The sequence below is a fragment of the Methanohalophilus mahii DSM 5219 genome (genome assembly GCF_000025865.1).
GTDB lineage: Archaea > Halobacteriota > Methanosarcinia > Methanosarcinales > Methanosarcinaceae > Methanohalophilus > Methanohalophilus mahii.
Genome location: NC_014002.1, coordinates 1,819,629 through 1,832,281, shown reverse-complemented (window position 1 = coordinate 1,832,281; position 12,653 = coordinate 1,819,629). Strand labels below are relative to the sequence as shown.

The window sequence follows — 12,653 nt, the reverse complement described above, 5'->3', positions numbered from 1 at the left end:
TTATTATTTAACGAAGGTCAATCTTCATTTTGCCCATTGCGGTTATGTATGAAATATCTCCTCCTTCGTTCACCCTATCCTTGTATTCATCAGGGATCTGCATTTCGAAGGTGGAGTAGTCTTCCATGTCCATGAGCTGGGCGATGTCTCCTGAAACGGAAAGAACCTGTGCACTTTTCCTTTCGACAATAGGCACAAAGGTTTTTGAGGAAACAGAGCTTACGATTGAACGTTTTTGTCCATCAAAAATACCAACTGCATCAATTCTTGCTTTAGCAGAACCGTGTTTTCCGGGTTTGGATTTTGACAGGCCCTTGATAATGCATGGTTCGTCATCGATAATTACGTATTTACCTTCCTTGAGTTCCTTTACTTCAACCTGTTGTTTCATGTGATTATACTCCTTTGATAAATTATGAACATTTGATAGTCAGGGGTATAATTTTCGGTTCCCTTATATCAACTTAACGAACTGATTCATCGTAATCAATGGCTTTTTCCATTTCCAGTAATTTTTTCTTTAATTCTTTGCCACCGGCATAGCCACCTATGCTATTTTTAGCAACTACTCTGTGGCAGGGAATTACCAGTGGATAGGGATTTTTATTAAGCACACGGCCGACTGCCCGGCTTGCTTTGCTTTTACCAATGTCTTCTGCCAGTTGCCCATAGGTGCGTGTTTGTCCGTAAGGGATTTTACGGGTGGCTTCCAGGACTTCCCTCTGGAACTTTGTAAGATGCGTAAGGTCCAGATCGTATTTCATGAAATCCACATACTCGCCTGCGAGATATCTCATTATATCATAGCAAAGGTTTTGCATATTCATTTTTTGCTTTCAAAAACATCCTTCTCGATTTGTTTGCGCTGCTTGCGCATTTTTCTCCAGCCGATGCCGTGGTATCCGATTATGGTTACGATTACTATGAGTGCACCTATCAGGTAGGGTAAAGTTGATTTCAGGAGAAGGGGATTGATGTTGTCACGTTGTTCATAACTGGGATACATGATATCCGAGCGGTCAGTACTGTGGCCCAGTCCCAGGGCATGTCCTACCTCATGCTTGGATACCTCCTGCATGTTTGCATCGCCATATTGTACCCATGAAAACCCCTGGTAATTTCCGACCTCCAGCACGATTTCAGCATGCAGGTATTTGTTCCCGGTAATGGTGGGTCTACAGTATCCGGCCACTCCTTCATCGGCTCCTTCGACCTTTTCAAGATTTTCCACCCACCGAACATTTATGTCAGCGTCAGGATTGTCGATGATTCTGAACACAGGCTGGTAACTGAGGGCTCCGTTGCCACCCTTTTCCCAGTAATCCAGGGCAATTTCTACCTGTTCTCTGTAGGTGGGGCTGTAGTGTTCAGGCGTATCCTTATCATCTATATATACTGTTATGGGGCTGTGTTCCCAGGGGTCGTCTGATATTTTTTCAATATTTGCAAGGGAGGTACCGGTGAATAATATCATAATGGCAAGTAGTACAAAAAGGATTTTTTTAGCCGGCTTTTTCATGCCAATCAATAATCCTCCATCAAAAATAAAGATTGCCCGGGGTACAATTATATTTTAATAGGAGCAGAATTATTTTCTTCCTATGTTTAAAAAGTCATTGATCTTGATCGTTACCCTTCTTATACTCATTTCGTGTGGGTGTCTTTCTTCGGATGAGAACCGGATTGTGAACTCGACTACAACGGTTGTCAAAGTGATAGATGGGGATACTTTCGTGACGGATTCCGGGGAGAAAGTGAGACTTATCGGGATAGATTCACCGGAGATAGATGAATCCTATTATGCCGAGGCAAAAGATTATTTGTCCACCCGGGTGGAAGGTAAGCAGGTTTTGCTGGAAGGGGATAGCAGTAACCGGGATACTTATGACCGTTTATTGAGATATGTTTGGCTTGACGGTGAACTGGTAAACAGGGAGCTTGTGGAAGAAGGTCTGGCTCTGTCCAAAACCTATGAGCCCGATATAAAATATCAGCATATTTTCAACGATGCACAACAACGGGCAAGAAATGAGCAGGTGGGAATCTGGTCCTATCTGGCAAATAGTGACACAGCAGTAATCTTTTACCTGGAAGCAGATAACTATGTAGGCCAGGTGAGAACTGTCGAGGGTACAGTGTTATCAACGGCCAAAAATGAAGAGGATGGTATAATCTATCTAAATTTCCATGACCCTTATAAAGGCTACTTCACTGTAATTATATGGCAGGACAGCTGGTCAAACTTTCCCCAATCTCCTGATGCTTACTATGACGGTAAAAATGTGCTTGTGACAGGCAAGATCATAGATTACAAGGGTACACCAGAGATTGAGGTGAGTGATGGTTCACAGATTGAAATTGTGGGATGAATTCTAAGATTGCTGTTTGTCGTTGGAATTAGGATTGATTTATCGTTGAGAATGTAGCATCATAATTATCCTTCATGCTATTAACATAGCCAGACTGCAATTTCGGACGAAAAATATTAATCGGCTTCTCTCGCTTTATCCAGTATGGAAAACAAACTGGCAGTGGTCTTTGACAGTGCGGGAACATTGTTACATATGTATCGTGTTGCCAGGGATATGTCCAACGGGATGATGCTGGAAGATGTAGAAAGCACGATGCTTGTGGCAGGTCGCAAAGGCAGGGCACTTGTAGTGATCCATGCCGATATGGAGAGGATACTGGAGTCACAACCCCGCCGGTTACTTTCGGATTTCATGGAAAAAGAACACGTAGAGCTGGATGTGAGTTGTTCCAACGGGGAGGTTTCCCCGTCCGATATTTCTAAAATAGTAAAGCAAAGCGATGTGGTGCTCGGGGATGTTCAGGAAGTATTTTGCAGGGTAAAGACCCGTTGTCCCAATATATTTTACCTGGCGTGTGGCTTGATAGTAGATATTGTTGAGCAGTCAGTAACCTATGTGGTTAGTACTGGGGGCCGCCTTTATCCTGAAAGCAGGGACACTTTGCAAACTCTTCATCAAAGGGGAGCGGGGCTCTATATTGCCTCAGGAGATAGCATGAAAAACCTCAGCAGGCTCTCTCACTGCATTGGTGTTCCTATTGATGGGGTTTTTGATATCGCCTCTACATTTGACAAGGAAAGAATAGTTCAGGATCTAAAAAAGAAGTACAATAAAGTCATTATGGTAGGGGATGGAATGAACGATATGCTGGCATTAAGATCGGCCGATTTAGGAATTCTTACAGTTCAACAGGGTGACTCCCGACCTTCCAGATTGCAGGAATCTGCCGATGTTGTGGTAGGTAATATTGCCGAGGTTGTCAGGTTTGCAGATGAGATAATTTCATCTTAACACTAGCGTAAGCCGGTTTTAAAAAGTTAACAGCGAAATAATTATGCGTTACGTTTATGTAGTGTTCAATGTAATCCAGATATAAAATACCAGATTTAAATTTTTGGTTATGTTGGGCCTGCTCTCAGGTTTATGGTTTTGTGCATACCGTGCAAAACGTTAAGTACATTTACTGTATAACCTCTAAACAGGTCTGATATTATCCATTTTGGAGGTACTCAAATGTCATTATTCATCGAGATCAAAGACCTTACCATCTCTTTCAATGGTGCAGCGGTCTTAAAGAATATCAATCTCAACATAAATGAAGGTGAAGTTGTCGGAATCCTGGGAAAAAGCGGTTCCGGTAAAACGGTATTGATGCATGCGCTTCGTGGTGCCGAGGAATTAAATGAAATCACAGGTTCAATAATTTATCACGTTGCACGCTGTGCAAAATGTGGTTATATAGAGCCGCCCAGTATGGTGGGGAAGGCCTGTTCACACTGCGAAAACAGTAACTTTGAAGCGTTCGAAGCGGATTTTGCAAAACTTGGCATTCATAATAACGAACGCAGAGCAGTATCCCGAAGGGTTGCGATTATGCTCCAGAGGACCTTTGCCCTTTATGGAGATGACAGGGTAATTGCCAATGTAGTAAATTCCCTGACAGAAATTGGTTATAGTGGCCCCGATGCAATGGAACGTGCCGTAGAACTGCTGGAGGAGGTTCGTCTCTCCCACAGGATGATGCATGTGGCCCGTGATTTAAGCGGTGGGGAGAAACAGAGGGTAGTTCTTGCGCGCCAGCTTGTGAGAAATCCCATGCTGCTGCTTGCCGACGAACCGACAGGAACCCTGGACCCCAGGACAGCAAAAGTGGTACATGATGTTGTAGAGGATACGGTTTCCTCCCACAACATGACAATGATAATCACCTCCCACTGGTCAGATGTCATTGAAGACCTCGCTGACAGGGCAATTATCCTTGAGGAAGGGGAAATTGTATGTGAGGGTGATGCATGTGATGTCTCCCGCGACTTTATGAAAATGGTCACTGACATTGGTGAATGGGAAAAAGGCAATGTAGGCGAGGATATCATCAGAGTGGAGGACCTTGTGAAAAAATACATCTCCGTTTCAAGGGGTGTGGTCTATGCTGTAGGCGGTGTGAGTTTTAATGTGAAGGAAGGTGAGATATTCGGGCTTGCAGGTACCAGTGGTGCAGGGAAGACAACTACTTCTGAAATGCTCATGGGCAATGTGCAACCAACAAGCGGGGCAGTGCATGTTCGCGTTGGTGATGAGTGGGTGAATATGAGGGAACCCGGAGCTGACAACAGAGGTCGTGCAGTTCGCTACATGGGTATACTGCATCAGGAATATGGTCTGTACACACACAGGACAATCATCGATAACCTGACCGAATCCATCGGGATTGATCTTCCCTACGAACTTGCTACCAGGAAGGCTATCAACACTCTTGTGACAACCGGCTTTACTGAAAATAAGGCCAAATCCATTCTTCCTAAGATGGCCGATGAGATAAGTGAAGGGGAGAGGCACAGGGTTGCTCTGGCCCAGATTTTAATGAAAGAACCAAATATCATTTTAATGGATGAGCCTACCGGTACAATGGATCCGATCACAAGGACCGAGGTAACCAAATCTATCCTGAAGGCAAGGGAAGAGATGGGTAATACATTTGTGATCGTGTCTCATGATATGGATTTCCTGACTGATATCTGTGACCGTGTAGCACTAATGAGGGACTCAAAGATAGTTGATATCGGAGAACCGGAAACCGTTCTTTCCCAGCTTACTGAAAAGGAACTTGAAGAAGTTCCTTAACAGTAACTTTATTGCTAAGTGCTCTCTATGTAGTGATTGGAGGAATTAGGGACGATTCAAGTACTTGTCAACGGTGAGAAGTTCTCTCTCCCGGATGGTGCTACCGTACAGAAAGCCATCGATGCAGCAGATGCGCCATACAAAAAAGGTGCATCCGTGGGCATTCTTAAAAAGTCGGAAAGTGTCCGTTCTGAAAGTGTAAAAGAGTATCGTGTCAAGACCACAAAAGGAGAATTACGTCTTGAAATAATTGATTCTTCTTCGGCTTCTGCCCGCAGATGGATGGAAGGTTTCAAGCAATATGAAGGAATTTCCCTGCGCTGGGATAGCAAGGATGCCACAGTATTTGGCCCCTTCCCGGAATCTCTGAAACCGGAAAGAAATCCCACAAAGCTGGATAAATATGATGTATTATTTTCAGCCGGGGGGTATAACCCTTCTAATTTCCATCTTCTTTTTTCCCTTGCAGAACATTCTGCAGATTACGGTGCACCTGCAGATGGTCCCTTTGCCAGGGTTGTGGGTGGCAAGAAACTTCTGACCAGTTTTGAGCGCTCTGATCGCATTCTTGAAATTGAACCCGTAATAGAATGGCAGGAATCTGCAGATCATCATGTCACATATGATACAAATACAACCCTAGAGGATGGCGATGGTCTCTTCACCTTTATAAAGGTAAAACTTGCTCTTGAATCCCCTGAAGGAGCTGAATTTTTCTTTGGTCTGACCAAGGATGGCCTCTTTGAAGTTGACTATGAATCCAGTTCTTTTATAAGTGACAGCAGTTTGAAAGGTGAAATTTGCTCCTTTGAAAACTTTGAAACACGAAAGGATGGAGCGGTATGGGTACGAACTGCAGGTTATGGCACCGGTAAAGTTTTCATTTCCCGTGATGAAAGAACTGCCAGCGTTGTCCATTCTGTAATTGGCCATGTAGAACAGGGTATTGAACTCATCCACATGGCAGGTAAGGGTCACTCTATATTTGTAAAGACGGATCCTGCTCCCATCAATATACTTGGTATGGGCTTTAATGAAGCTGCAAAACATCTTGAAGGACTGGGGGTTGAACTGGTACGTGAAGGGTATAAAGAGGATGATGCCAATATTGTGAAACTAAACCCCTCAAGTACTATCGATATCCTGCTGGCAAAAAAAGTAATTGCAACCGGTGCACCGGATTCCCTGGTTATCCGTGTTGAACTGTATGATGAACTCGCTCCGAAAACCCTGGATTTCTTCAGGCATGCAGTGGGTCTTACTTTCAGGCCGATAGGTACACTGCCTGTTATGATGATATATGAGAATACATACTTATTTAAAGCCGCAAAGTCCGCTGAAAAATATAAGGAAATATTGCCCGAAAACGTGCTTGTGGACAAAACCAAAGCTTTTGAGATCGGAATTACTAACCAGGCCGCCAAAAGAATGGGCATTGTGGGAGTTAAAACAGAGGATGACGATTTGTTTGGTCCCACCGGAGAGAAATTTTCAAGTACCAATATAATAGGAAAAATCCTTGAGCCCGAGAAATTCAGGGCATTGACCGAAAAGGATACCATGTACGTGCTGGAAAGTAAGAAGGAGGAGGTTGAATGAGCGGGGAGGATGTTGATGAGATTACAAAGATTGTGGTGATCGACTCAGAAAGTGTGCTCCCTTCTGATGCTGCGATGAAAATCTATGAGTCCGATGTAGATATTACCATTAAGGAAACCTGTTTCGGGACAATGGTGACAGGTCCGCGTGAGTCGGTGGAAAAGGTAGTAGCCGAAGTAAGGGCGCTTGATCCGAATCATGTTTTTGTGAAACAGAGGGGTTTTCCACCAGGTGATAAACGTCGCTGCAGGGCTTCCAGAGGCGGAGGACCAAGGCCGGGGTTTCATTACCTGAGAAACGAAGTAGCAACATTGCCCATCATCAGCAGAGCTCTTGATGAGTATGAGACATATAATCCGGCTGAAAAGAAAGAATCTCCTGACAAAATTTCACCATCCAAACTTAAAGATATTATTGAATCCGAATTATGAGGTGACACCTTGGCAAAAATTTTCATCTACCCCACTAACAGCCTTATCCTTTCTGATCTTGTGGAAAGGTTTGGCCATAAACCCCTTGCAATGATGGAGAAGATCCGGGAAAAAATCACTACAGTAGGTGTGGATTCCCCGCCGCTCAATATTACTCCCGAAGATCCCAAACTTGGCTTGAAATATGCTTCAGTAGAAGTTCCTGCCGGTGTGAGGGGCCGCATGTCCATAGTGGGTCCCCTGGTTGATGAAGCCGACGCTGCGATCATCGTGCTGGATTCGGCATCTGCTTTTGGTTGCATGGGTTGTGCACGTACCAATGAACTTACAAAGTTCCTTGCACGCCAAAGGGACATTCCCCGTCTTGAAGTCAAATATCCCCGCACCGATGAAGAAGGTAAAGATTTTGTATACCAGATTGCTGAATTCCTGAAATCCCTGCCCAAAGAGGAGGATGGAGAATGAGTAATTCTGATAAGGTAACGATAGCACTGGTTTCATGCGGTTCTGAATATGCCGGTATCCAGAAGGAACTGGAATCGGCAGCATCTTCCTTGAATGCGGAACTTGTCTATCCGGAGATGGATGTGGCATCACTGGACACCATAGGTCAGGAATTCGGGCTGGAAGTCGCAAGTCCTGATCTGCGTCTTATGATGGCCAGGGCAAAAGCTGTAGTAGAAGGTGCGGCTCAGGTGGACGCTGTGTTTGTTGCTACCTGTTTCCGATGTGCTGAAGCTGCACTAGTTCGTAATGAAGTGCGCCGTTATATTTTTGAAGATTCAGGTCTGCCGGTTATAAGTTATTCCTTTACCGAACGAACGACCGCGGCTACCCTGCTGACACGCATGGAAGCCCTGACAACCATTGCAAAGAGCAAACATTTACTTGCAAGGGAATATCAGGAAGGATTGACAGCAGGTATTGACTCAGGTTCAACAACTACCAAAGCTGTAGTTATGAGGGATAATGAGATAATCGGTGAAGGCTGGGTGCCCACCATCAAAGTGCTTGAAAGTGCCAAAAAAGCCCTTCAGCAGGCACTGGACCAGGCCGATGTCAAGAGAGAGGACCTGCAGGCAATCGGTACAACAGGATATGGACGTTTCCTTATAGGTGATCACTTCAACGCCGACCTTATGCAGGAAGAAATTACGGTAAACTCCAAGGGTGCAGTCTACCTTGCAAAGACACAGCAGGGTAATGCCACTGTAATTGATATTGGGGGTATGGATAACAAAGCCATTTCCGTACAGGACGGCATTCCCGGGATGTTCACCATGGGAGGCGTTTGTGCCGGTGCTTCGGGTCGATTCCTCGAAATGACAGCCAAAAGACTGAATGTGGATATAACGGAACTCGGGGATCTTGCAATCAAGGGAATGCAGAAAAATGTAGAAATGAACAGTTATTGTATTGTTTTCGGAATCCAGTCCCTTGTAAATTCCCTTGCCAAGGGAGCTACACCCGAAGACGTGGCTGCTGCTGCCTGCCACAGTGTTGTGGAACAAATATTTGAACAGCAGCTCCAGGAAATTGAAGTTAAAGAACCCCTTGTCCTGGTGGGTGGTTCATCCCTGATCGCAGGTGTACCAAAAGCTCTGGAAGAACTGCTCAAGATCGATGTTGTTGTTCCTCCACATGCCCAGGATATCGGTGCAGTGGGTGCTGCGTTGCTTGTTTCCGGTTTTGTTGATAAGGAGTGATTAAAATTGGCAACCCTTGAAAAGTTCGTGGTTGAAACCACCGTTGAAGAGGAAGCTGCTCCCTATCGAAAGGTTGTATCAGATGTAATCTCCGATCTGGGGATGGCGGGCAGAATTGCAAAAATCAAAGTAAAAATAAGGCCCGAAGATTCTCTTTTCCAGCTGGCAGCAGTTGTACGTGGTGTTCTTCCACAGTTGATCTTGAAAGATTTTGCTGAAATACAAAAAGGGGGCAGTGAAGGAGAAATTTTGATCACTATCTCTGTAGAAAAACATCTTCCGCGCCTGTTGCAGATTCTCTGGGATCGGTATGGGCGTGACAGCCTTGAGCAACCGGACAGGTGGACTATTTCCCTGTTTGTGGATAATCCGGAGGAGGAGATGGTGTCTCTCGAAAATCTTGTTGTGGATGACCCGCGGCGCACACTCAAGTCCAATCTGGCGGATATGGCTATCAGGGTTGCTCCTGAAGGATTCAGGGTACGTTATCATTCATTGAACGGTAATGATTTCATATTTGTGGCATCCGAGGATACGATGCAAAAAGAATGGATTGATGAAGCACACACGATGCTGGAAGAACTAAAGGGAGATGATGCCAGTGGCAGCAGTGCTTGAACCCTATGTCTACGAAGGCGGTGTGCACAAACACGGCCTGATTATTGAACTCCTGGAAGACCTTGGGGGTTATCTTGTACAGAGTACACCGGCTGCAACGGAAATTAATCTTGTGATGTTGATTCCCCGTAAAGATGTCCCCCTGATGGAAGAACTTGCAAAGAAAATACTGGGCAAACTCACGCGAGCTCCTTTAACAGGTACTGAAATAGCTGTAGTATCCCCAACCCTTGCCTACCATCATCTTCCTCATTCGGCATGTGATGTTGCCGAACATCTGCGCAGGGATGGTGCTAACACCAATATGCTGGGCCTTGCACGTGGTATGGGCCGAAGAGTGGCTCTCTCTCAGGATTATGAAAGACGGCTAATCAACGAACATGACATTGCAGTTTACAGTTTTGGGAATTTCAGTGACTGTATAATGAATAAGAAACCCAAACTTTTCTCGGGTGTTAATGTTCCCATTGTGGCTACAGGAGGCCCCGAGCTTAAGACTGAGGATGTAGAGGGTGCCGATGTTTATGTTGGAGGCATTGGACGTGTATCTCACAGGCTGCGTAATGAAGGTGAAATGGACAGCCTTGATGTATTGAATAAAACTGTCGGGGAAGTTGTGGATAAACTGCGTGAAGAAATATCCCGGGATCCTCTTGCAGTATTGCCTGCAAGAGTGATGAAGGAGATTAAAGAGCAGGTGCCTGAAATTAATGATGTGCTAACCCCTGCCCCCATAACCCTTCAACTGGATGGCATGAGAGTGAAACTTCCCTTTGGACAATTCCATGAAAAACTGGAACAGCTGGAATTGGATGAAAATATCTCCCTCTCGGATGTGGCAAATATCACTCCTTCAAAAATGAAGGACTATATTCTCATAAAAATTCGCCGCCGCTCAGAAACTGGATTTACTATATGATTAAGAGGGTGTGTAATGGATCTGGACAATATCAGGAAAATTCTTGAAAAGGATGAAGACGAAGCGGTTTCCGATGTGCTTTCAACAGTTGAGGAACGATATGGGGAAGTGCCCTATATTCTCAATTTCATGAAAGATATGCCGGAGCTGCTAATCCCTAAAGTAATGTATGATAATTCTATAATGCGGGAGTTTGAAAGACTTGATCCCGAAACAATCGAACTTATCTGCGTGGGTGTTGCTTCTGCACTGAGATGTGATCATTGTCTCAAGATGCATATCAGGGTTGCCCGCAGGCTTGGTTTGACAAGGGAACAGATATTCGATGCTATTCTTATAGGTGGGGCTATCTCCAATGCCTCGGTGCTTGCAGAAGGCACACGTGCCCTTGATGACGAGGTAAATGGTAGTTCCCCTTCCTGTGACAGTGACTGTGATTCATGCAACATCACAGGTTCGGATAGGTAATTTTATCCCAGAAGGGGCATCCCGGTTATTAAGGCACCAGCCGCGTAGCCAAGAATTGCCCCGCTGTTTAAAAATGGGAGGCCTGCCTGGGGTTTTCCCTTCATGACCAGGATTGTCAGGGCAAAAAATCCGATAAGGGTACCGACCATTGCTCCGATGGCGGGGATTCCTATGAAACCTTCATGGGGAAGGAATACATTTGCAGAAACGACTATTATTGTTGGCATTATGGCATCACCCAATCCCATGTAGAAGGCTTCTTTTTCTCCTTCTGTTGAGGGTGTGTCCTCAATAAATGAGTAATTCCTTTTTTTGGGTATAACAAACAGGATTGGCAGCTTCAGGTCCATCACGCCCTCTGCAAGGGCAATCATATGTTTTGTCTTATACACTGAGATTGCATCGTATGCTGCAAGCAGGCCCAGCAGCACGATTGCAGGTAAGATGCCAAATGATATTCCAAAAATAGAACTTGCAGCTGCTCCTACAATGATACCCACAAAGTCTATTATGTACCATTCAGGATGGACATAAAGCAGGATTGTGAAAACAGTTGCCATTAATAAACCCCCGATAACCGGTCCTTCTCCTCCCAATCCTGTAAGGTGGAGAAGGGGATAGAATCCGTAATACATGGTAGAGGCAACAGCAACAAGGATGATTATCTGGATTACCCATTGTATTTCTTTCTTGATAGCGAAAAGTAAAAACAGGGTGAATATGAGGATTGCGATTATGTAGTATATGGAATTGCTCGCGGATTGAGGGTTATCTACTGCCTGCATTCCCAGATCGTTCATTGGTTGTGCAAGGGTAAGTGCAATGATCTGGATGACCAGTATAAAACCGGCCATTACAATCATCGGGAAGTATTCCTTGATTCCGTTTTCATTCTCGCTCAAAATTTCTCATCCTGTTTGTATGTTACAGGACCTAATGCAATATCCATTAATTAAGTTTATGTAATACTTAAGTAGTAACATGAATTAAGTATACTGGAGGTCTTACCATGGAAACAAGGGACATTGTTTTTTCTATCGTTATGGTCGTATCAGCTTTTGTGTTGACATACGTATGGCTGGGAAGGTTCAAATACAGTCCTGCTAACTCATTGATCGTTCTTGCTGCCATTGTAATGGTAGGAGCTCTTGCGGCGATGCTCCTTTCCCTGGATATGCGGATGCGTAAAATTGAGGAGCAGCTCGATCTAAGGGAACGCTCTCTTCGGATTAATATTCAGAGTGTTGAGGATAATATGGGTAAAAAAATAGATACCGTCACAAATGTGGTGGATGATGCTATGGAAACCTTCAACAGAAGAAATTATCGTTAATCTTTTTTAATTCCCCATTATTTTTCATTATCGACATCTGCCGAAAACAATATTAATGTGATGGGCTGTATGGGCATTTATCAACATATTTCAGAATGGTGGGGCTGGCTCAATGCAAATTAATCTTAAACCAATTGGTGTCATAAAAAAATCCGGGAAGAATTCAGAAATTCTGATATATTCGGAATTTGAGCAGGTAATCAGGAATATGCTCTCCAGGACCGGTAAGACTGAGTTTGAAGGAAATAATGTGCTGGTGGTCCATAAAGGTGAGAAAAAGGACGGGCATCAGTTACAGGTTTCCAGAACTACTCTCTTTGAGAGGGCAGGTAATATATTGAAGGTAGGGCGGATGAAGGTCGATTATGACTCGGTACTGGATATACGCCTTGATACTGATATCCAACTTCATTAAACCAATTTAAG

At 44.4% G+C, this 12,653-nt stretch carries 16 protein-coding genes; 12 read left to right on the top strand and 4 right to left on the bottom strand.

Annotation, left to right across the window (positions count from 1 at the left end; all coding sequences use genetic code 11):
* Positions 1-7: 7 nt before the first annotated feature.
* The 3 genes from MMAH_RS09295 to MMAH_RS09285 all read right to left on the bottom strand — a co-directional run bounded on the left by MMAH_RS09295 (position 8) and on the right by MMAH_RS09285 (position 1,519).
* Entirely contained in the window at positions 8-391 is a 384-nt protein-coding gene (locus MMAH_RS09295; protein WP_013038298.1) for a translation initiation factor IF-5A, read from the bottom strand.
* Positions 392-464: 73 nt separating this feature from the next.
* Positions 465-797, bottom strand: coding sequence for a methylated-DNA--[protein]-cysteine S-methyltransferase (locus tag MMAH_RS09290; protein WP_245526222.1), 333 nt, complete (start codon positions 795-797; stop codon positions 465-467).
* Between the two features lie 26 nt (positions 798-823).
* Positions 824-1,519, bottom strand: coding sequence for a matrixin family metalloprotease (locus MMAH_RS09285; RefSeq protein ID WP_013038296.1), 696 nt, complete (start codon positions 1,517-1,519; stop codon positions 824-826).
* A gap of 166 nt (positions 1,520-1,685) precedes the next feature.
* Between MMAH_RS09285 and MMAH_RS09280 the strand changes: the two genes are divergently transcribed.
* From MMAH_RS09280 to MMAH_RS09235, 10 genes are all read left to right on the top strand, one after another.
* The gene (locus tag MMAH_RS09280; RefSeq protein WP_245526221.1) at positions 1,686-2,369 is read left to right on the top strand and encodes a thermonuclease family protein; all 684 of its coding nucleotides are present in this window, start codon (positions 1,686-1,688) and stop codon (positions 2,367-2,369) included.
* A 144-nt stretch (positions 2,370-2,513) separates the two neighbouring features.
* Complete coding sequence (locus tag MMAH_RS09275; RefSeq protein WP_013038294.1) at positions 2,514-3,323, top strand: HAD family hydrolase; 810 nt, start codon at positions 2,514-2,516, stop codon at positions 3,321-3,323.
* Positions 3,324-3,545: 222 nt separating this feature from the next.
* Entirely contained in the window at positions 3,546-5,153 is a 1,608-nt protein-coding gene (atwA, locus tag MMAH_RS09270; RefSeq protein WP_013038293.1) for a methyl coenzyme M reductase system, component A2, read from the top strand.
* Positions 5,154-5,189: 36 nt separating this feature from the next.
* Complete coding sequence (mmp3, locus tag MMAH_RS09265) at positions 5,190-6,752, top strand: methyl-coenzyme M reductase-associated protein Mmp3 (RefSeq protein ID WP_013038292.1); 1,563 nt, start codon at positions 5,190-5,192, stop codon at positions 6,750-6,752.
* A complete protein-coding gene (locus MMAH_RS09260; protein ID WP_013038291.1) occupies positions 6,749-7,183 on the top strand; it encodes a methanogenesis marker 6 protein in 435 nt (144 codons plus the stop codon). The genes mmp3 and MMAH_RS09260 overlap by 4 nt, the downstream gene beginning before the upstream one ends.
* Before the next feature lie 9 nt (positions 7,184-7,192).
* Entirely contained in the window at positions 7,193-7,648 is a 456-nt protein-coding gene (locus MMAH_RS09255; protein ID WP_013038290.1) for a methanogenesis marker 5 protein, read from the top strand.
* Complete coding sequence (locus MMAH_RS09250) at positions 7,645-8,889, top strand: methanogenesis marker 15 protein (RefSeq protein WP_013038289.1); 1,245 nt, start codon at positions 7,645-7,647, stop codon at positions 8,887-8,889. Before MMAH_RS09255 ends, MMAH_RS09250 begins: the two co-directional genes overlap by 4 nt.
* A 6-nt stretch (positions 8,890-8,895) precedes the next feature.
* Positions 8,896-9,507: a methanogenesis marker 17 protein gene (locus tag MMAH_RS09245; protein WP_013038288.1), complete on the top strand. Its 612-nt coding sequence runs from the start codon at positions 8,896-8,898 to the stop codon at positions 9,505-9,507.
* Positions 9,485-10,426: a methanogenesis marker 7 protein gene (locus MMAH_RS09240; protein ID WP_013038287.1), complete on the top strand. Its 942-nt coding sequence runs from the start codon at positions 9,485-9,487 to the stop codon at positions 10,424-10,426. Before MMAH_RS09245 ends, MMAH_RS09240 begins: the two co-directional genes overlap by 23 nt.
* Before the next feature lie 15 nt (positions 10,427-10,441).
* Positions 10,442-10,894, top strand: coding sequence for a carboxymuconolactone decarboxylase family protein (locus tag MMAH_RS09235; protein WP_013038286.1), 453 nt, complete (start codon positions 10,442-10,444; stop codon positions 10,892-10,894).
* Positions 10,895-10,896: 2 nt separating this feature from the next.
* On the opposite strand, the gene MMAH_RS09230 is transcribed toward MMAH_RS09235, so the two are convergent.
* On the bottom strand, positions 10,897-11,796 hold the full coding sequence (locus MMAH_RS09230; protein WP_048902193.1) for a presenilin family intramembrane aspartyl protease PSH: 900 nt from the start codon (positions 11,794-11,796) through the stop codon (positions 10,897-10,899).
* A gap of 107 nt (positions 11,797-11,903) precedes the next feature.
* Between MMAH_RS09230 and MMAH_RS09225 the strand changes: the two genes are divergently transcribed.
* The gene (locus MMAH_RS09225; RefSeq protein WP_013038284.1) at positions 11,904-12,227 is read left to right on the top strand and encodes a hypothetical protein; all 324 of its coding nucleotides are present in this window, start codon (positions 11,904-11,906) and stop codon (positions 12,225-12,227) included.
* A 112-nt stretch (positions 12,228-12,339) separates the two neighbouring features.
* Positions 12,340-12,642, top strand: a complete 303-nt coding sequence (locus tag MMAH_RS09220) for a hypothetical protein (RefSeq protein WP_013038283.1) — start codon at positions 12,340-12,342, stop codon at positions 12,640-12,642.
* The last annotated feature ends 11 nt before the right edge of the window (positions 12,643-12,653 follow it).